The following is a 19,788-nucleotide window of genomic DNA, read 5'->3' as shown; positions in this document are numbered from 1 at the left end:
CGGAGCGCCCCCCACCCCCGAATCCACCCCCACGGTCGACCCCCGCCTCGCCCTGGCCCTCGGCCGCCCCCAGCACGGGGACTCCCTCACCCGGCGCACCGGCCGCTCCCTGCGCAAGCTCGTCTCCTCCGCGTCGCAGGACGTCGCCGAGGAGAGCCGGATCGCCCGCGAGGTGCAGCAGCCGGTCACCACCGGGCGGGTCGTCGCGGTCACGTCGATCCGGGGCGGGGTCGGCAAGACCACCGTCTCCGCGCTCCTGAGCCGCACCTTCCACCACTACCGCCACGACCCCGTCCTCGCCCTGGAGGCCGACGCCGCCCTCGGCACGCTGCCGGTGCGCCTCGGCGCCGAGGCGGTGCGCTGGTCCTGCGCGGACCTCGCGCGGATCCTGACCCCGGCCATGCAACTGACCGACATCACCGGCTACTTGGTGCCGGTACCGGACGGCGGCTGGCTCCTCCCGGCCGGCCAGGGCCGCGTCGGCGCCCCCCTCGACGTACCCACGTACCGGACCGTGACCCTCGCCCTGCGCCGCTACTTCGCGGTCACCGTCGTCGACTGCGAGACGCTGCCCGGCGAGGTGGCCCGGACCGCGATGGACACCGCGCACGCCCGCGTCGTCGTCGCCCCCATGACCGTGGAGGGCGTGAACGGCACCCGCCTGGTCCTGGACTGGCTGGCCCGGTTGCCGCACTCCGCGCTGGCCACGACGGTCGTCGCCCTCACCGCCAACTCACCGGACATGACCCTCGACTTGAAGACCGCCGCCGCCCACCTGCGCGAGACCGGCGTGGCCGTGGTGCCCGTCGCGTACGACCGCCACCTCGCCCAGGGAGGCCCCATCCGCGGCCCCCAGCTCGGCCAGGCCGCCCGCGACGCCGCCGTCCACCTCGCCGCCGAGGCGATGCGGCGTGCCGTACGGGTGCGGTGAGGAAACGATGACCCACCGCCTCGTACACCGCCCGGCCCGCTCCACCCGCCCCCCGGCCGCCACCGCCCGGCGCACCATCGAGCCGCCCCCCAACCTGCCCGAGGGCAAGATGGGCAACGCCGCCACCGCGCTCCTGCCGATGGCAGGTGTCATGGGCTCGGTCGTGATGATGACCGTCATCCGCAACAGCCGGTTCGCCGCGATCGGCGCCATCGTGCTGGTCTTCGCGCTGCTCGGCGGCGTCGCCCTGTTCTGGTCGCAGCGCGGCAAGGCGCAGCGCACCCGGCGTACGCAGCGCGAGCGGTATCTGGAGTACGTGGAGGAGCAGCGCGACGAACTCGGCTCCGCGGAAAGAGAGTTGCGGCAGCGGGCGCGGCTGCTGAATCCGCCGCCGCAGGCGCTGTACGACCTCGTACGGGACCCGGCACGGCTGTGGGAGCGGCGCCGCGGCGACGCGGACTTCCTCGCCGTGCGGGTGGGCTGTGGCGACGTTCCCGTACAGGAAGTGGTGATCGGGCAGCACAGCGGGAGCGGGGTGCTCACGCCGCCGGACCCGTTCATGCTCAACGAGGCGCGGGCCCTGCAGGCGCGGTTCGCCGTGGCCCCCGACTTCCCGCTGGCCGTGCCGCTCGACCGGGCGGGCAACGTGAGCGTCGTCGGCGACCGCGAAGGCGTGCTGCGCGTCGCCCGCGCGCTGCTCGTGCAGGCCGCCGTGACGCACGCCCCGGACGACCTGGGCGTCGCGCTCGGCGTGCCGGGGGAGCGGCTCGCGGAGTGGGAGTGGGCGAAGTGGCTGCCGCACGTGCAGGATCCGACGGCCGACCCGGAGGCGCACGACGGGCCGGTCGCCGCCCGGCGCATCGCACCCGACGTGGCGCAGCTCGCCCGGCTGTGCGGCGCCGACCTGCGCCGTCGTTCCTCGTACGCGGCCGAGGTGCGCCGCGGCCTGTCCGGCAAGGACGCGCTGCGACTCACCGACCGGCTCCTGGTGGTGAGCGACGCCCACGGCGGGGCGGCCGTCGAACTGCCCCGCCCGGACACGGCGGTCGGGCTCGCCGACATGGGCGTGACCGTGCTGCACCTCCTTGAGCGGCAGATCCACGAGCCGGACGAGGTGAGCGTGCGGATCACCGTCGACGGTGATCATGTCGCCGTCGAGGATCTGCGCGCCCCGAAGGCGGACGGCCCGCCGCCGCACGGCATGCCGCCGGCTGTCGGGGGAGCCGTCGCCCACGGGCTCGCGGACGCCGTGAGCGTCGCGGGCGCCGAGGGGCTCGCCCGGATGCTGGCGTCGCTGCGGCTTTCGGCGGAGTCCGCCGCCGAGGGCACCCCGGTGTCCGGCCCGGTCGACTTCCCCGCGCTCCTCGGCATCGACGACCCGGCCGTCCTCGACCTGGAACGGCTGTGGGCGCCGCGCACCGAGCGGGACTTCCTGCGCGTACCGATCGGCCTCGACGACCGGCACGAGCCGGTGCTGCTCGACCTGAAGGAGTCCGCCGAGCTGGGCATGGGCCCGCACGGGCTGTGCGTGGGCGCCACCGGGTCCGGGAAGAGCGAACTCCTTCGCACCCTCGTCCTCGCGCTCACGGCCACGCACTCGCCCGAGGACCTGGCGATGGTCCTCGTCGACTACAAGGGCGGCGCGACCTTCGCGCCCTTCACGGGGCTGCCGCACGTCGCCGGTGTCATCACCAACCTGGAGAACCAGGCCGACCTCGTCGAACGCGTCCACACCAGCCTCGCGGGCGAGATCAAGCGCCGCCAGCAGGTGCTGAAGGACGCGGGGAACGTCGCCGACGTCGGGCACTACGGCGCGCTGCGGGCGCGACGGCCCGACCTCGGCCTGGAGCCGCTGCCGCACCTGTTCGTCGTCATCGACGAGTTCGGCGAACTCATCACCGCCAAGCCGGACTTCATCGACCTGTTCCTGTCGATCGGGCGGATCGGCCGCTCGATCGGCGTGCATCTGCTGCTCTCCAGCCAGCGCGTCGAGTCCGGCAAGCTGAAGGGCCTGGAGACGTATCTGTCCTACCGGCTCGGCCTGCGGACGTTCTCCGCCGACGAGTCACGGACCGTTCTCGACACGGTCGACGCCTTCCAGCTGCCGCCGCTGCCCGGCTTCGGCTATCTGAAGGTGGACACGTCCACGTACACGCGCTTCAAGGCGGGGTACGTCTCCGGGGCCCATCGGGGACCGGCGGCCGACCGGTCCGACGACAGCGGGCCGCTCGCCTGGACGTACCCGGCGTACAACCCGGGGCCGGGCCCCGGCAGCGACAGCAGCCGCACGCAGGACACCGCGCCGCCGCGCGAGCGCGAGACCGGGCCGACGGTGATGTCCACGGTGGTCGACCGGCTCGCCACCGCCGCACCGCCGGTGCGCCGCATCTGGCTGCCGCCGCTGCCGGACGCGGTCACCCTGGACACGGCGGCGGGACCCCTGCGGGTCTCCGAGCGCGGCCTGCACCTCACCCGCGCCCCCGGGCGCCTCCGTGTACCCCTCGGCGTCCTGGACGACCCGGCACAGCAGTGGCAGGGGCCCTGGACGCTGGACCTGAACGTCGCCGGCGGGCACGTGGCCGTCATCGGCGGCCCGCAGTCCGGCAAGACGACGCTGCTGCGCACGCTCACGCTGTCCCTCGCGCTCACCCACACTCCGGACGAGGTCGCCGTGTACGGCCTCGACCTCGTCGGCGGCGGCCTGTCGGCGCTGGCCCGGCTGCCGCACGTGGGCGGGGTCGCGTCCCGCGCCGACCACGAACGGCTCGCCCGTACGGTCGCCGAGGTGAGGGCCCAGCTCGCCCTGCGCGAGGAGCTGTTCCGCGAGCACGGCATCGACTCCCTCGACCAGTTGCGGCAGCTGCGGGCCGAGGGCGGCCTGCCCGAGCTCGGCTCCACCGACATCGTGCTGCTCGTCGACGGCTTCGGCGCGCTGCGCGAGGAGTTCGACGAGCTGGACGAGCGGATCGCCGAACTCCTCAAGCGCGGCGGCGGATACGGCATCCACGTCGTCGCCGGGATGCTGCGCTGGAACGACGTGCGCATCGCCACCCAGTCGATGTTCGGCACCCGGGTGGAGCTGCGCCTGAACGACCCGTCCGACTCCACCGTCGACCGCAAGCTCGCCGAGACGTTCACGGCGGACACACCCGGCCGCGTCCTGACCGACGGCAAACTGTTCGCGCAGACCGCCCTGCCGCGCACCGACGGCCTGGCGCGCACCGACGACCTGGGCGCCGCCCTGGACGACGCGGCACGCACCGTGGCCGCCACCTGGCACGGCGAACTCGCCGCGCCCGTACGCGTCCTGCCCACCCGGCTGCCCGCCACCGGCCTGCCCGCCGCCCACGCGGAACCCCACCGGGTGCCGCTCGGCGTCGACCAGGACACCCTCGGCCCGGTGCTGCTCAACCTGTTCGGCCAGGACCAGCACCTGCTGATCCTCGGCGACAACGAGTGCGGCAAGACCAACCTGCTGACCCTGATCGCCGACCAGCTCACCGCCCGCCACGGCGAGGACGAACTCGTCTTCGCCGTCTTCGACCCGCGCCGCGGCCTGCGCGGCGTCGTCCCCGAGCCGTACCGCGGCGGCTACGCCCACAACGCCAAGCTCGCCGCGGCCCTCGCCACCGGCATCGCGGCCGAGCTCGACAAACGCCTCCCGGAGACCGCCGACCCCGACGCCCCCGCCACCGCCGAGCCCGCCTTCACCGGCCCCCGCATCGTCATCCTCATCGACGACTACGACATCCTCACCACCGCGGGCCAGCAGCCCCTGGCCGCCTTCCTGCCCTACATCTCCTCCGCCCAGGACATCGGCCTGCACTTCGTCGTCGCCCGCCGCACGGCCGGCTCCGCCCGAGCCCTGTACGAGCCCTTCCTCACCACCCTCCGCGAAACCGGCACCACCACCCTCCTCATGAGCGGCGACCGCACCGAGGGCCAGCTCTTCCCCGGTCTGTACGCCTCCTCGCAACCCCCCGGCCGAGGCACCCTCGTCCGCCGCGGCCACCCGCACCGCCTCGTCCAGACGGCCCTGGCCCACGACACCGAAACCCCCGACGACGAACCGGAAGCGACGAAGCGCCTGTGACCAAGGACGTCATCGCCCTCACGCCCGCGATGCCCGACACCATGGCCCTGCTGGCCGGACTGCACGCGGGCGGGCCCGACCTGAGCGTCCACTCCCTGGCCGGCGGCGCGGTCGTCCAGCTGCGCACCCCGGAGGGCCGTCCCCTGGTGTCCGTCGAGGCGCCCGTCCTCGTCCAGACGCCCGGCGAGGCCAGGCGTCTGCTCGGCCCGCACGTCGCGGTGCCCGACGTGCCGTTCTGGTGGACGGAGACCCGAGCCGTCAGCGACGTCCCCGAGGCCGCGGACCTCGCCGGATCGTTCTGCGGCCGGCTCACGCTGCTGCTCGGCGGCACCACGTGGCCCCCGGACGCCGCGACGCTTCGCGTCGTCGAGATCGCCGACGGCCCCGGCCCGCAGGGCGACGACGCCACGGCGTACCCCGACACCGACGACGCCTTCCCCGCCGTCGACATCCTCACCGACTCCACCGCCGTCGTCCTCGCCGACCGGCCGGTGGTGGCCCTGACCGCCTGGCTCTCCGAGGTCCTGCGCGCGACAGCGGACTCGGGCAGGGCGCTGCACATCGTCACGCCGCCCCACGCGCGCCTGAGCCTGCCGCTGCGCACCGCTCTGACCGGCCCGCCGAACCGGTGGGTGGTGCAGGTCCCCGAAGGCGGCTACTACGACGGCCTGTCCGGCGCCGTGCTGCACTGGCGCGACGGCACTTTCACACCCGCCCTCGACGCGGGCGGCGAGACCATGCCGGCCGAGGGCTTCGCCCGGCCCGAGCCGCCGTCCGAACAGCAGCTCACCCTCTCCCTGCGGACCCTCCACGCCCCCGACGCCGGCCTGGTCCTGGGCCGCTGCCTCGAACTCGCCTGGCACCACCTCACCGGAGCCCCGCCCGCCGGCTGGGGCACCGCCGAGCCCGTCAACCTTCCCTGGTCGCCGCGCCAGTTGACCGCCTTGGCCCGCGACCGCGCCCCGGCCCCGAGCCACCTCCTCGCCGTCGGCTCCCCCGACCGGCCGGCGATCGCCGACCTGCGCGTGACGCGCACCCGGACCGGCGTCGCCGAGGAGACCACCCTCACTCTTGGCTGCGCCGCCGACGAGCCCCCGCCCCTGGACGCCCTCGAACCGCTGGCCGAGGCACTCGTGGCCGGGCCCGGCCTGAACGCCATGCTCGTCACCCTGCGCCGCGCCCGCCGCGACCTCACGGCCCCCGCCCACCTCGAAGGCGCGCCCCTCCCCGTCTCGTTCACGCTGGGCCCCACGGACGTACGAGCGGTCGGCCTCCCCCACGCCCGCCGTCCACCCCTGCCCCTGCGCCCCACCGCGCTCGGCCCCGCCACAGCCCCCGCTGTGCACTACCGCCTCAGCGACGGCACGAGCCCCGACGCCTGGACCGACCTGGAGACGCTGACCCGGCATCTGCGTTCCCCCTCGGACGTTTGACCGGCCCCCCGATCGCGTCGCATCCGTACCATCTTCCCCATGCGCACCTTCGACGACCTCGTGACCGAAGCCGAAGCCGCCCCCGTGGAGGGCTGGGACTTCTCCTGGTTCGAGGGGCGGGCCACGGAGGAGCGGCCCTCTTGGGGGTATGCGCGGGCCATGGGGGAGCGGCTCGGGCAGGTGGGGGCGGCGCTCGATGTGCAGACCGGGGGCGGGGAAGTGCTCGCGTCCGCGCCCGTGTTGCCCCGGCTCGCCGTCGCCACCGAAGGGTGGGCGCCCAACGTCGCCAAGGCCGCCGCGCTGCTGCACCCGCGCGGTGTCGTCGTCGTGGCCTCGCCCGAGGACGCGCCGCTGCCGTTCGCGGACGGGGTGTTCGACCTCGTCACCAGCCGGCATCCGGTGACCCCGCACTTCGGTGAGATCGCCCGGGTGCTGCGGAGCGGCGGTACGTACTTCGCCCAGCACGTGGGGCCCGCCAGCGTCTTCGAGGTCGTCGAGTACTTCCTGGGGGAGCAGCCGGCGGACGTCCGGGGCGCGCGGGACCCGGAAGGGGAGCGGCGGGCGGCCGAGGCCGCGGGGCTCGACGTCGTCTCGCTGCGTGCCGAGCGGCTGCGGATGGAGTTCCACGACATCGGCGCCGTCGTCCACTTCCTGCGCAAGGTGGTGTGGATGGTGCCGGGGTTCACCGTCGACGCGTACCGGCCGCGCCTGCGTGAGCTGCACGAGCGGATCCAGGAGGAGGGCCCGTTCGTCGCGCACAGCACGCGGCATCTGTTCGACGCCCGGAAGCGGTAGCCCGCGCGGCGGCCGTGAACGGCGGTACTGTCGGTTCGGTAAGTGTGTGGCCTTACGCGGACTGGGAGTTGGACATGGGCAAGGGCAAGGGGCCGTACCTCTGCGGCCTGGACGCGGCGGTCGACGTCGTCGGCGGCAAGTGGAAGCCCCTCATCCTGTGGGCGCTGTACGCCGGCCGGACGCTCCGCTTCGGGGAGCTGCGGCGGCATGTGCCCGGCGTCAGCGAGAAGATGCTGATCCAGCAGCTCCGCGAGATGGAGGCGGACGGCATCGTGCACCGCGAGGTCTATCGCGAGGTGCCGCCCAAGGTGGAGTACTCCCTCACCGAGCTCGGCCAGAGCCTGAACAAGGCCCTGGAGCCCCTGGGGGTCTGGGGGGACAAGCACATGGCGCGGTTGGTGGCCTGCAAGGTCGAGCAGGCCGAGAAGGCCGCGGGTGCGGAGAAGGGTGCCTGCCCGGAGGCGGGCGCGGCCTAGTCCGCCGAATCGACCCCCGGAACACGGCAATTCGGGCATTCCGGTGGTGGTCGCGGCAGTTGATTCCGCATTGTTACCGAGGCTGGCTCGATTCCGTCCCGCAACTCCCGTAAGTTCAGACCAACGCTAATTCGCGTGAGCAAAGCTGCGCGGGCGGTGCCGCGCAGTGGAGGGGGCTGCGCGGCCTCGTGCACCGGTCGGCTGCCCGCCGCGCCCCGCCCGTGCCCCACCCGCGCCCCGCCGCCGTCAAGGCCGCGCCCCTCGCCCGCGTCACCCTTCGGGAGTACCGCCGCCGGCGGCCGGATCCCGCCGACAGGGCCGGAATCCGGCAGGAGAACAGGCTCAGGCAGTCGCTGGGCGATTCCGGAGCGTAGTTGTGGCACGCCGATGCACCCCGAACCACTTACGAAGGGTTATGGTGGAAACCCCCCCTCGGGCCGGTCCGTCTCCCCCCCCACGGACCGGCCCGTTTTTTGTGCCCGGAGCGGCACGCCCCGCAAGGGGCGCGGGGCTCTGACATTTGCGGCTCCGCCGCGTGGGCGCGACCAGCCACGACAAAGCCGCAGACGCGTCTGCTCGGTTGCTCGGCAGACGCGTCTGCGGCCTTTCGCGCGCTGAGCGCGCAGTTCCCCGCGCCCCTGACGGGGCGCAGGTCGCCCTATCAGTACCCCCGGAGGGGGACCCTCAGGACCGGCCCGCCCAGATGTTCGTCCCCGCCGTGGACACGGCAAACGTGTCGATCTCCGCGAGCTCCGCGTCCGTGAGCTTCGGGCCCGACAGCGCCGCCACGTTCTCCTCCAGCTGCTTCACGCTGGAGGCGCCGATGAGGGCGGACGTCATGCGCTCGTCACGCAGGACCCAGTTCAGAGCCAGTTGCGCGAGCGACTGGCCCCGGCGGGCGGCGATGTCGTTCAGGCCATTGAGGCGGCGTACCACCTCGTCGCTCAGGAGGTCCGGGTCGAGGGACTTGCCCTGGGTCGCGCGCGAGCCCTCGGGGATGCCCTTCAGGTACTTGTTCGTCAGCAGACCCTGCGCGAGCGGGACGAACGAGATGCAGCCCATGCCCGCCTCCTCGAGGGTGTCGAGCAGACCGTCCTCCTCGGTCCAGCGGTTGATCATCGAGTACGAGGGCTGGTGGATGAGGGGACGCACACCCATCTCGTTGAGGAGGCGCACCGCCTCCGCGGTCTGCTCGCTGCTGTACGAGGAGACGCCCACGTACAGCGCCTTGCCCTGCTGGACCGCGGACGCGAGCGCGCCCATCGTCTCCTCCAGCGGGGTGTCCGGGTCGAAGCGGTGCGAGTAGAAGATGTCGACGTAGTCCAGGCCCATGCGGGCGAGGGACGCGTCGAGCGAGGACAGCAGGTACTTGCGGGAACCCCACTCGCCGTACGGGCCGGGGTGCATGAGGTAGCCCGCCTTGGTCGAGACGACCAGCTCGTCCCGGTACGGAGCGAAGTCCTGCGCGAAGAGCTTGCCGAAGTTGAGCTCCGCGCTGCCGGGCGGCGGACCGTAGTTGTTCGCCAGGTCGAAGTGCGTGACACCCAGGTCGAAGGCGCGGCGCAGGATCGCGCGCTGCGAGTCGAGGGTGCGGTCGTCGCCGAAGTTGTGCCACAGGCCGAGGGAGACGGCGGGCAGCTTCAGGCCGCTGTGGCCGGTGCGCCGGTACTCCATGGTGTCGTAGCGGTCCGCCGCGGCTCGGTACTCAGACATGTCGTTCATGGGCACGAAGCTACTTCAGGGAACCGGGGAGCGGGCCGCGCGCGTGTACGCACAAGGGCCGTGCCGGGAAACGGAAGGCGGCCGCACCCGGGATCGGGAGGCGCCCGCGCAGCGGTACGCTTTCGCCTTCGGGGATGCAGCGGTAAACATTCGTGAGAGGTGGAATTCCGTGAGCTTGCGCGACCTGGTGTACGGACTCTACGCACGCCGGGTGGAAGGCCGCCTCGACCACGACCAGGTGCCCAAGCACATCGGCGTCATCCTCGACGGCAACCGCCGCTGGGCGAAGGCGTCCGGCGGCACCACCGCCGAGGGTCACCAGGCGGGGGCGTACAAGATCGAGGAATTCCTCGGCTGGTGCGCCGAGACCGACGTCGAGGTCGTCACCCTGTGGATGCTGTCCACGGACAACTTCGACCGCCCCGAGGAGGAGCTGGTCCCGCTCCTCGGCATCATCGAGGACACCGTACGCAGCCTCGTCGACGACGGCCGCTGGCGCGTCCACCACGTCGGCGCGCTCGACCTGCTGCCCTCGCGCACCCAGGGCGTACTGAAGGAAGCGGAGCAGGCCACCCACACCCGCACCGGGATACTGGTCAACGTGGCCGTGGGCTACGGCGGCCGCCAGGAGATCGCCGACGCCGTCCGCTCGCTGCTGCTCGACCACGCCGAGCGCGGCACCGCGATCGAGGACATCGCCGAGAGCGTCGACGTCGAGCAGATCTCCAAGCACCTCTATACGAGTGGCCAGCCCGACCCCGATCTGGTGATCCGTACGAGTGGTGAACAGCGCCTGTCGGGCTTCATGCTCTGGCAGTCCGCTCACTCCGAGTACTACTTCTGCGAAGTCTTCTGGCCGGCCTTCCGCAAGGTGGACTTCCTGCGTGCGCTGCGTGATTACGCCGCGCGCCACCGCCGTTACGGCGGATGACACAGCAGCCCCGATGAGGTCACGGTAACCAGGAGTTAACCAACGCGCCGTCATATGCCATGGCATGGCTGCGCTTGTTCGAGGGAATACCCCTTGCAGGTCGGCGTCCGATTCACGGACGCCGGATCTCAGCGGACGGCTCGGGGCCGTCCGCCCGGGAGGCCCTTTGCACCAGGACGACCGCGCGCCGAGCGCGGACGACAGGGAGGGCCGGTGCTCGGCCCGCGCAGGGTGGCCAGTCACCGGCCCAGTTCCCTCCGTCGCTCCCCGACCTCATCCGAGGGGGTACGTCCTTCCGTGGTGACCAGCACAAAGCGCCAGCAAGGCCGGCGCACCTATGTTCTCGACACCAGCGTTCTGCTCGCCGACCCGAACGCCCTGTCCCGCTTCGACGAGCACGAAGTCGTGCTGCCGATCGTCGTGGTGACGGAGCTTGAGGCCAAGCGGCACCACCCCGAGCTCGGCTACTTCGCCCGGCAGGCCCTGCGCCTGCTCGACGACTGCCGGGTCCGCTTCGGACGCCTGGACGCGCCGATCCCGATCGGCGACCTGGGCGGCACGCTGCGCGTCGAGCTCAACCACTCCGACCCCGGCGTGCTCCCTGCCGGTTACCGCCTGGGCGACAACGACTCACGCATCCTCGCGGTGGCGCGCAACCTCCAGGCGGAGGGGTATGACGTCACGGTCGTCTCCAAGGACCTGCCGCTCCGCATCAAGGCGTCGTCCGTCGGCCTCCTCGCCGAGGAGTACCGCGCGGAGCTCGCCATCACCGAGGCGTCCGGCTGGACCGGAATGTCCGAGCTGACGCTCTCGGGGGAGCAGGTCGACCTCCTCTTCGAGACGGAGTCGCTGTACGTCCCCGAGGTCGCGGACCTGCCCGTGCACACGGGCCTGACCATCCAGTCCGAGCGAGGGAAGGCGCTCGGCCGCATCACTCCCGAGGGCAACGTCCGTCTCGTACGCGGAGATCGCGAGGCATTCGGCATCAAGGGCCGCAGCGCCGAGCAGCGCATCGCTCTCGACATGCTCCTCGACCCGGAGGTCGGCATCATGTCGATGGGCGGGCGCGCGGGCACCGGCAAGTCGGCGCTCGCGCTCTGCGCGGGCCTGGAGGCGGTGCTCGAGCGGCGCCAGCACCAGAAGGTGATGGTGTTCCGGCCGCTGTACGCGGTGGGCGGGCAGGAGCTCGGCTATCTGCCGGGCACCGAGGCCGAGAAGATGGGGCCCTGGGCGCAGGCCGTCTTCGACACCCTCGGCTCCGTGGCCGGCAAGGAGGTCATCGAGGAGGTCTCGGCGCGCGGCATGCTGGAGGTGCTGCCGCTCACGCACATCCGGGGCCGCTCGCTGCACGACGCGTTCGTGATCGTGGACGAGGCCCAATCCCTGGAGCGAAACGTTCTGTTGACCGTTCTGTCCAGGATCGGGGCGAATTCCCGTGTCGTACTGACCCATGACGTCGCCCAGCGCGACAACCTCCGGGTCGGGCGGTACGACGGAGTGGTCGCCGTCATCGAGAAGCTGAAGGGGCATCCGCTCTTCGCGCACGTCACCCTCACTCGCTCCGAGCGGTCGCAGATCGCGGCGCTCGTGACCGAAATGCTGGAGGACGGGCAGATCTGACCGAACCGCACCAGTCCAACCAACTTCACGGAGATTTCAGGGTAGTTGGCGCCGCCCGGCGAAGCGAGAGAGCCTAGCCGGGCGGCGTCTTGGTGTGCGGGTGTTTCCGCAAAACTCCTGAGGCAAACGGGGTGTGAGCTTTCACACGCAACGCGGAATTGCCTCGTGGCGTCTCGCTACGGCAGAGTCTGGGTCCTGTCAGGCCCCGCATACGGCACTCCTGTACCCCCAGCGGTACGGAACAACAGAACTTCATAGTGGTCGCCGTATGCCGCCCGAGCACCAAGCGGCGCTCCTGTCCCAGGAGTTGTCCACCGGGCCCGTGCCTCCCGTGACCGAGTAGCAGCGGAGGCCAGCGTCAGGGGCACGATTGCGTCCGCGAGGTCACCTATGCGGGCGATGCTGGAAGGAAACCGTGTGAGCCGGATTTCGGTCCGGGGATTCGCAGTGGCGTCGGCCACCGCGGTCACCACCGTCGGCGCCGTCGTGGGTGTGGCCTCGGGCAACACCCAGTCCTCGAACTCCAACGACCTCGAGGCAACGGCAAGCGACGCGACTCTCCTCGCAGACATTCCCGCGGGTCAGCACGCCCAGGTGCAGACCACGTCCGTGGCGCAGCAGGCCGACGCCCAGGCGATGGCCGCCGACACGGCCGCGAAGAAGTCCGCGGCCGAGGCCGCGCGCAAGCAGGCGGCCAAGGACGCCGTCGCCAAGCAGCAGGCTGCCGAGAAGGCTGAGAAGGCCGAGAAGGAAGCCGCCGCAGCGAAGAAGGCCGCGAAGAAGAAGGAGCGCGAGGAGGCCGCCGAGAACAAGGCCAGCCGCTCCTCCGGCCGCGACGCGTCCAGCTTCGCGCCGCAGGGCTCCTACTCCGTCTCGCAGGTCCAGGCGATGGCCCGGCAGATGGTCCCCGCCGGTCAGTTCCAGTGCTTCAGCAACATCGTGAACCACGAGTCGACCTGGAACTACAAGGCCACCAACGCCTCTTCCGGCGCCTACGGCCTGGTCCAGGCGCTCCCGGGTTCCAAGATGGCCTCCGCGGGTGCCGACTGGCAGACCAACCCGGCCACCCAGATCAAGTGGGGCCTGAACTACATGAACGACCGCTACGGCAGCCCGTGCGGCGCCTGGGACTTCTGGCAGGCGAACAACTGGTACTGAGGTGTGCGGCGGGCGCCGACCAGCGATAACGGCGCCGCGGCCGCTCTCAACCTTCAGGGACCCCTCACCGTCCTACGGTGAGGGGTCCCGTCCGTGTACGGTCGACCCGAACAGCTTCCCGGGACCCGGGGGACTCGGTGGGGAATGACGGGGGTAGAGGACGGATCATGGCGCGAGTTCCGGGGTGGCGCGGCCGCGTGGGCGGCGCGCTGACCAGGCTGGGTGAACGCCTGGGCGCGGACGGGCCCGAGAAGCGGGCGGCTTCGGACGCCCTGGACGCTCCGGGTGCCGGCGCGGCCGGGGGCTCCGGTGCGGGGCGGGACGGGGCGTCCGCCGACGCCACGCCGTCCTCCGGCACGGCGCCGTCCGACAAGGCGGCCGCCGGCGCGGGTGTGCCCGCGGACGCCGCCGGGGCACCGGCCGCCGCGAAGCTGTCGCTGCGCAAGCGGTACGCGGACCGGGTGCGGGCCGCCACGGCCGCCGACGACGACCTGACCGACCTCACCGACGTGACCGAGGCGGCCGCCGCCAACGGCACCGACCAGGTTCCCGCCCCGCCCACCTACGCGCCCGACATAGGGGCCAGGCCCGACCCCGTCGCCGCCGTGCCGTGGGGGATGCGGGTCGCCGCCGAGGCCGGCTGGCGCCTGCTCGTCCTCGCCGGCACCGTCTGGGTCCTGATGAAGGTCATCAGCGCGGTGCAGCTCGTCGTGTTCGCGTTCGTCGCCGCGCTGCTCGTCACCGCGCTGCTGCAGCCCACCGTCGCCCGGCTCAAGCGGCTCGGGCTGCCGCGAGGGCTCGCCACGGTGGCCACCGCGGTGCTCGGCTTCGTGATCATGGGGCTCGTGGGCTGGTTCGTGGTCTGGCAGGTCATGGAGAACGTGGACACGCTCTCCAGCCAAGTCCAGGACGGCATCGAGGACTTGCGCAAGTGGCTGCTCAACAGCCCCTTCCATGTCACCGAGGACCAGATCAACGACATCGCGAAGTCGCTGCGCGAGGCGGTGGGCGCCAACTCCGAGGAGATCACCTCCGCCGGGCTCGAAGGCGTCACCGTCATCGTGGAGTCGCTGACCGGGATCCTGCTCGCGATGTTCTCCACGCTCTTCCTGCTGTACGACGGGCCGCGCATCTGGAAGTGGTGCCTGAAGCTGGTGCCCGCCGCGGCGCGGCCGGGGGTCGCGGGGGCGGGGCCGCGGGCGTGGCGGACGCTCACCGCGTATGTGCGGGGCACGGTGATAGTGGCTCTCATCGACGCCGTCTTCATCGGCGTCGGCATCTACTTCCTCGGCGTGCCCATGGCCGTGCCGCTCGCCGTCTTCATCTTCCTGTTCGCGTTCATCCCGCTCGTGGGTGCCGTGGTGTCGGGTGCGCTCGCCGTGGTCGTCGCGCTGGTCACGCAGGGCGTGTTCACGGCGGTGATGGCGCTGATCGTGGTGCTCGCGGTGCAGCAGATCGAGGGGCACATCCTGCAGCCGTTCATCCTCGGCCGGGCGGTGGCCGTGCATCCGCTGGCCGTCGTGCTGTCCGTGGCCGCGGGCGGGATGGTCGCCGGGATCGGCGGTGCCGTCGTCGCCGTCCCGCTGGTCGCCGTGACCAACACGGTCGTCGGCTACCTCCGCGCGTACTCCCGCGAAGCGGCCCTCAAGACGGCGCCCCAACCTCGCGGTGCGACGGCTTCCGAAGTGTCCTCGGCCCCTACATCCGGCTCCCCGCAGTCCTGACCCCGGGCGGGCCCTCGCGGGGGGCGCCCCAGTCCCGCCCCTTCCCGGCTTCGCGGCTCGTCCTCAATCGCCGGACAGGCTGGACATGGCTGAGGTAGCGGCCACGCACGCGCAGGGCCCCGCTCGCATCGAGCGGGGCCCTGCATTGCGTACGAGGAAGCGTGCCGGTCAACCGGCGAGGTGCGCCTCGGAGTCCAGGGTGACGCCGACCGCCTGGATGACGGCGGCGATCTTGAACGCCTCCTGGATGGTCTCGCGGTCGACGCCCGCCTTGCGCAGCACCTGCTCGTGCGAGTCGAGGCACTGGCCGCAGCCGTTGATCGCGGAGACCGCGAGGGACCAGAGCTCGAAGTCGACCTTCTCCACGCCCGGGTTGCCGATGACGTTCATCCGCAGACCGGCCCGCAGCGTGCCGTACTCCGGGTCGGAGAGCAGGTGACGCGTGCGGTAGAAGACGTTGTTCATCGCCATGACGGCGGCAGCCGACTTGGCGGCGGTGTACGCCTCGGGGGAGAGGTTCGCCTTCGCCTCGGGCTCCAGCTCACGCAGCACGCGCGGCGAGCGCGAGGCGATCGCGCACGCGAGCACGGTGCCCCACAGCTGCTGCTGCGGCAGGTCGCTGTTGCCGATGACCGAGCCGAGGTTCAGCTTCAGGTCCTTGGCGTAGTCCGGAACGGCGGACTTCAGTTCGTCGAGAGCCATGTCAGAGCGCTCCGTTCACTCGCCGGAGAGCAGCGCGACCGGGTCCAGGGTCTCGTCGCCCTTGCTCCAGTTGCACGGGCAGAGCTCGTCCGTCTGGAGGGCGTCGAGGACCCGCAGGACCTCCTTGGGGTTACGGCCGACGGAGCCGGCGGTCACCATCGTGAACTGGATCTCGTTGTTCTGGTCCACGATGAAGACGGCGCGCTGCGCGAAGCCGTCCTCGCCCTCGATGCCGAGGTCACGCATGAGCTCGTGCTTCGAGTCGGCGAGCATCGGGAAGGGCAGGTCGGTCAGGTCCGGGTGGTCCTTGCGCCAGGCGTGGTGCACGAACTCGGAGTCGCCGGAGAAGCCGAGGACCTGGGCGTCACGGTCGGCGAACTCGTCGTTCAGCTTGCCGAAGGCGGCGATCTCGGTCGGGCACACGAAGGTGAAGTCCTTGGGCCACGCGAAGACGATCTTCCACTTGCCTTCGTACGTCTTGTGGTTGATCTGCTCGAACTCCTTGCCCTTCTCCAGCGAGACACAGGCAGTCAGGTCGAACTCGGGGAACTTGTCACCGACAGTGAGCACACGAACTCCTTGCAGCGATGAAGCCCGGTAAGGGGCTCCAAGGGGTTGGACTGCTGTCGATCGTGGCACAGAGTGCATTGATTAGGGAAATAGCTACACTCGGTCGTGTTGATCGGAGGTGGCTATCAGTGCCAGCCATAAATAGGGGCAAGCAGCCCAGTCTGGCGCAGCTCCGCGCCTTCGCGGCCGTGGCCGAGCATCTGCACTTCAGGGACGCGGCGGCGGCAATCGGGATGAGTCAGCCCGCGCTGTCCGGCGCCGTCTCGGCCCTGGAGGAGGCACTGGGTGTCCAGCTCCTGGAGCGTACGACGCGCAAGGTGCTGCTCTCGCCGGCCGGGGAGCGGCTCGCGGTGCGCGCGAAGGCGGTGCTCGACGAGGTCGAGGCGCTCTTGGAGGAGGCCGACGCGGTGAAGGCGCCGTTCACCGGCGCGCTGCGGCTCGGCGTGATCCCGACGGTGGCGCCGTATCTGCTGCCGACGGTGCTCGCCCTCGTCCACGAGAAGTACCCGGATCTGGATCTTCAGGTGCATGAGGAGCAGACGTCCTCGCTGCTTGAAGGGCTGGCGGCGGGGCGGCTCGACCTGCTGCTCCTCGCCGTGCCGCTTGGGGTGCCCGGGGTCACCGAACTGCCGCTGTTCGACGAGGACTTCGTGCTCGTCACGCCGCTGGACCACTGGCTCGGCGGGCGGGAGGGCATCCCGCGCGAGTCGCTGCGGGAGCTGAACCTGCTGCTGCTCGACGAGGGGCACTGCCTGCGGGACCAGGCCCTGGACATCTGCCGGGAGGCGGGTCGCGGCGACGCACCGGTGACCACGACCGCCGCCGGGCTCTCCACGCTCGTGCAGCTCGTCGCGGGCGGCCTCGGCGTGACCCTGCTGCCGCGCACGGCGGTCCGGGTCGAGACCAGCCGCAGCAGCCAGCTCCTTACCGGGTACTTCGCCGATCCGGCGCCGACGCGAAGGGTCGCGCTCGCGATGCGTACGGGGGCCGCGCGGGCGGCGGAGTACGAGGAGCTGGCCGGGGCTCTCCGGGAGGCTTTGCGGCCGTTGCCGGTGCGGGTGTTGTGACCGAAGGCGCACGCACCCGCCCGGGCTCGCCCCCCCGCCGCCGGGGGTGCGCCGGGGCCGACAGTGACGGGCGGGAGGGTGGGAGCAGCCGCCGCGCAGCGGTGGGAGCAGCCGCCGCGCAGCGGCGGCGAACGGCGGCCGCCCCGCGGCATCACTCCGTACGGAGCCCCTCCGGCCGCATCATCCGCCACAGCGCCGGCAGGCTCAGCAGTGTCACCGCCGCGACCAGCGCGGCGCCCGCGGCGCACAGCGGCAGGAACACCAGCCAGTCGGTGACCGACTTCTCCACCATCCGGCACATCACGACCCCCAGCGCCAGGCCGCCCGAGACGGCGAGGCCCATGCCGAGCACCACCGGGACCGCCGTCTGCCACAGCACCGACCAGGCCATCGACGAGCGCCGGGTGCCGAAGGCGGTCAGGGCCGCCAGCAGGCGCTTGCGCTCGCGCAGTTGCTCCAGCGTCGAGACCAGCATGGACGCCGCGATCAGCATCATGGTGGCGATGGCGCCGGCCTGGAGGCCCTTCTGGACCGAGGCGTACTGCTTGTCGCGCTCGATCATGCGGATGGTGTTCACCCGGATCAGCGGATCGATGTGCGTGGCCGAATTGCGCACGTACTCCTCGGCGTCCGGCAGCTTCGGGTCGATCTGCACCAGGGCCTGGGTGCTCGCGTCGGACAGCTTCCGCACGTCGATCGCGCCCGGCGTCACGAAGATGCCGGTGTACCGGTCGCCCACGGGGTCGGGCCGCGAGATGATCGTGCGGGTCGACTTCGGCAGCGTCCACGGCGTGTGCTCACCGCGCGGCGTACCCGTGTAGTCGCCCCAGCTGTCGCTGTTGAGCTCGACCGGCTTGCCGAGGCGCGCCACCTGGTCCACCCACTCGTCCTGCGCGCGGTCCCCGGAGTGCACCACGAAGGTGTCGCCGTCCTCGCAGGAGTCGACGCGGGCCAGCTCGCGCAGCGTGGCGCAGGTGCCGACGGAGAGCTCCGTGGTGGGCCGCATGTCGTCGGTGCTCTTGAGCTTGCCCGGCTTGACCACGTACGACGAGACCCGGCCGATGACGCCCTTGACGCCCTTCGTGCCGCGGAAGTCGTCGATCATCTGCTGCGCGAGCGGGCCGCTGGCCTCCGGCGAGACGACGTTCAGCTGGGCGCGTCGCGGGTCCTGGTCGGTGGTGGTGTTGAAGTCGTCGTGCATGGACGCGAAGAGCATCTGCAGGGCGACCGCGCCCGCCACCGCGACCGTGATGCCGCTGACCGCGCGGGCCGCCGTGCCGCTGCTCAACTGCAGCCGCCGGGTGGCCAGTTGCCAGGGCACCGGGCCGCCGCGCAGCCGGGCCACGGCGGCCTCGACCAGCCAGGGAAGCAGCGTGGCGATGCCGACCAGGGTGAGCGTCGCGCCGGTGGCGATCGTGTACGTGTCGACGTCGACGCCGACGGCGGAGGTCCGGCTGATGCTGTCCTGGTTCAGCAGGATCAGCAGGCCCGCCGCTGGCAGCAGCAGCCGCCACCACAGACGGCGCTTGCGTGCCGTCGTGCTGCGTACGACACCGAGCGGCTCGATGGCGACGGCGCGCAGCGAGACCACGGTGACCAGGACGGACGAGACCGGCACGGCCACCGCGATCAGCACGGCGAGCCCGGGCAGCGGCACCATGTCGGAGGGGAAGGCGCTGACCTTCCAGATGTCGACGACGCCGACCAACTGCCGTACGCCCAGGAAGAAGACACCGCCGAGCGCGAGGCCGAGGAGGGCCCCGAAGAGTGCCTCGCCCGCCGCGATCCGGCGCACCGCCCGCCGGTCCGCGCCGACCAGGCGCAGCGCCGCGAGGCGCTGGTCGCGGCGCTCGCCGCCGAAGCGCACCGCGGTGCCGATGAAGATGAGCACCGGGGTGAGCAGCACGACGCAGATCAGGACGACGAGCACGACCAGGAGGGGGTCGAGCGGCTCGGCCGGATCCGTGTAGCCGAACTCCTTGATCCGGTGGGCGCCCCGCTCCTTGGTGAGGGTGTCGGAACCCGTGTAGTAGTAGAGCTCCTTGGGGCTCATCAGGCCCGCGTCACCGATGGTGCCCGTGATGCGATAGCCGTCGAAGCGCTCCTTGAGGAGCTTGCCCTCGGAGCTGTTCATCAGGTCGCGCAGGGCGGGCGAGACCACCATCTCGCCGCCCTTGGGCAGCTCGCGCACGCCGGGCGGAAGCACCGGGCGGTCGCCGTCGGCGCGCACGGAGCGGCCACCGATCTCGGAGTCGCGGAAGGCGGTGCCCGCCTCCACGATCAGGATCGTCGAGTCGCTGCGGGCGATCTTCTTCTCGGCCATCACGTCGGCGGGCGTGCGCGCCGTCGAGCGGGCGTCCCGGTTGGCGATCAGGTCCGGCACGGAGGCGGCGCCGAGCAGCAGCGCGACGCCGAGGCCCACGCCGACCGCGGTGAGCACGGTGCGGACCCAGCCCTCGCGGCCGCCGCCGACCGCGAAGCGGATGCCCATGGCGAGGTCGCGGAGCCAGGCGCGGGCGCCGGTGGGGCCGGCGTCCCGCGCGGTGCCGGCGGGCGGCGCCGCCGG

At 72.0% G+C, this 19,788-nt stretch carries 14 protein-coding genes; 10 read left to right on the top strand and 4 right to left on the bottom strand.

The features are described 5' to 3' along the window. The 5 genes from STRAU_RS17570 to STRAU_RS17550 form a co-directional block, all read left to right on the top strand. Positions 1-931: CpaE/TadZ family protein (locus STRAU_RS17570; protein WP_037660145.1), on the top strand; the 931-nt coding region annotated here is incomplete at its 5' end. A gap of 7 nt (positions 932-938) precedes the next feature. Beyond that, positions 939-5,024 carry a type VII secretion protein EccC gene (locus STRAU_RS17565; protein WP_016641693.1) on the top strand — a complete coding sequence of 1,362 codons (4,086 nt, stop codon included), beginning with the start codon at positions 939-941 and terminating at the stop codon, positions 5,022-5,024. Continuing rightward, complete coding sequence (locus tag STRAU_RS17560; RefSeq protein ID WP_016641692.1) at positions 5,021-6,457, top strand: DUF6177 family protein; 1,437 nt, start codon at positions 5,021-5,023, stop codon at positions 6,455-6,457. Before STRAU_RS17565 ends, STRAU_RS17560 begins: the two co-directional genes overlap by 4 nt. A gap of 39 nt (positions 6,458-6,496) precedes the next feature. Further along, positions 6,497-7,252, top strand: coding sequence for a class I SAM-dependent methyltransferase (locus STRAU_RS17555; RefSeq protein ID WP_016641691.1), 756 nt, complete (start codon positions 6,497-6,499; stop codon positions 7,250-7,252). A gap of 74 nt (positions 7,253-7,326) precedes the next feature. Continuing rightward, a complete protein-coding gene (locus tag STRAU_RS17550) occupies positions 7,327-7,728 on the top strand; it encodes a winged helix-turn-helix transcriptional regulator (RefSeq protein WP_016641690.1) in 402 nt (133 codons plus the stop codon). A gap of 684 nt (positions 7,729-8,412) precedes the next feature. On the opposite strand, the gene mgrA is transcribed toward STRAU_RS17550, so the two are convergent. Beyond that, the gene (gene mgrA / locus STRAU_RS17545; RefSeq protein WP_016641688.1) at positions 8,413-9,450 is read right to left on the bottom strand and encodes an L-glyceraldehyde 3-phosphate reductase; all 1,038 of its coding nucleotides are present in this window, start codon (positions 9,448-9,450) and stop codon (positions 8,413-8,415) included. Positions 9,451-9,619: 169 nt separating this feature from the next. On the opposite strand from mgrA, the gene STRAU_RS17540 reads away from it, so the two are divergent. The 4 genes from STRAU_RS17540 to STRAU_RS17525 all read left to right on the top strand — a co-directional run bounded on the left by STRAU_RS17540 (position 9,620) and on the right by STRAU_RS17525 (position 14,883). Further along, entirely contained in the window at positions 9,620-10,381 is a 762-nt protein-coding gene (locus STRAU_RS17540) for an isoprenyl transferase (protein WP_037660143.1), read from the top strand. Between the two features lie 297 nt (positions 10,382-10,678). Further along, complete coding sequence (locus STRAU_RS17535) at positions 10,679-12,001, top strand: PhoH family protein (RefSeq protein ID WP_016641686.1); 1,323 nt, start codon at positions 10,679-10,681, stop codon at positions 11,999-12,001. 417 nt (positions 12,002-12,418) lie between these two features. Next, positions 12,419-13,159: an aggregation-promoting factor C-terminal-like domain-containing protein gene (locus STRAU_RS17530; RefSeq protein WP_037660139.1), complete on the top strand. Its 741-nt coding sequence runs from the start codon at positions 12,419-12,421 to the stop codon at positions 13,157-13,159. 167 nt (positions 13,160-13,326) lie between these two features. Continuing rightward, complete coding sequence (locus tag STRAU_RS17525) at positions 13,327-14,883, top strand: AI-2E family transporter (protein ID WP_037660137.1); 1,557 nt, start codon at positions 13,327-13,329, stop codon at positions 14,881-14,883. Between the two features lie 168 nt (positions 14,884-15,051). Here STRAU_RS17525 and STRAU_RS17520 read toward each other — a convergent pair whose 3' ends face one another. Both STRAU_RS17520 and STRAU_RS17515 read right to left on the bottom strand, forming a co-directional pair. Next, complete coding sequence (locus STRAU_RS17520; RefSeq protein ID WP_016641683.1) at positions 15,052-15,585, bottom strand: alkyl hydroperoxide reductase; 534 nt, start codon at positions 15,583-15,585, stop codon at positions 15,052-15,054. 15 nt (positions 15,586-15,600) lie between these two features. Beyond that, positions 15,601-16,155: a peroxiredoxin gene (locus tag STRAU_RS17515; RefSeq protein ID WP_016641682.1), complete on the bottom strand. Its 555-nt coding sequence runs from the start codon at positions 16,153-16,155 to the stop codon at positions 15,601-15,603. Between the two features lie 128 nt (positions 16,156-16,283). On the opposite strand from STRAU_RS17515, the gene STRAU_RS17510 reads away from it, so the two are divergent. Continuing rightward, positions 16,284-17,222, top strand: coding sequence for a LysR substrate-binding domain-containing protein (locus STRAU_RS17510; RefSeq protein WP_078621293.1), 939 nt, complete (start codon positions 16,284-16,286; stop codon positions 17,220-17,222). Between the two features lie 151 nt (positions 17,223-17,373). Here the strand turns inward: STRAU_RS17510 and STRAU_RS17505 are convergent. Then, positions 17,374-19,788, bottom strand: a 2,415-nt coding sequence (locus tag STRAU_RS17505) for an FtsX-like permease family protein (RefSeq protein WP_052029131.1), incomplete at its 5' end; no start/stop codon positions are given.

It is taken from the genome of Streptomyces aurantiacus JA 4570 (genome assembly GCF_000414115.1).
GTDB classification, from domain to species: domain Bacteria; phylum Actinomycetota; class Actinomycetes; order Streptomycetales; family Streptomycetaceae; genus Streptomyces; species Streptomyces aurantiacus_A.
The sequence above is the reverse complement of the archived record's forward strand: the minus strand, read 5'-3'. Positions and strand labels throughout refer to the sequence as shown.

Coding starts and splice junctions, on each gene's coding strand:
- STRAU_RS17565 (WP_016641693.1), top strand. CDS start 939: ATGACCCACCGCCTCGTACACCGCCCGGCCCGCTCCACCCGCCCCCCG.
- STRAU_RS17555 (WP_016641691.1), top strand. CDS start 6,497: ATGCGCACCTTCGACGACCTCGTGACCGAAGCCGAAGCCGCCCCCGTG.
- STRAU_RS17550 (WP_016641690.1), top strand. CDS start 7,327: ATGGGCAAGGGCAAGGGGCCGTACCTCTGCGGCCTGGACGCGGCGGTC.
- mgrA (WP_016641688.1), bottom strand. CDS start 9,450: ATGAACGACATGTCTGAGTACCGAGCCGCGGCGGACCGCTACGACACC.
- STRAU_RS17525 (WP_037660137.1), top strand. CDS start 13,327: ATGGCGCGAGTTCCGGGGTGGCGCGGCCGCGTGGGCGGCGCGCTGACC.
- STRAU_RS17520 (WP_016641683.1), bottom strand. CDS start 15,585: ATGGCTCTCGACGAACTGAAGTCCGCCGTTCCGGACTACGCCAAGGAC.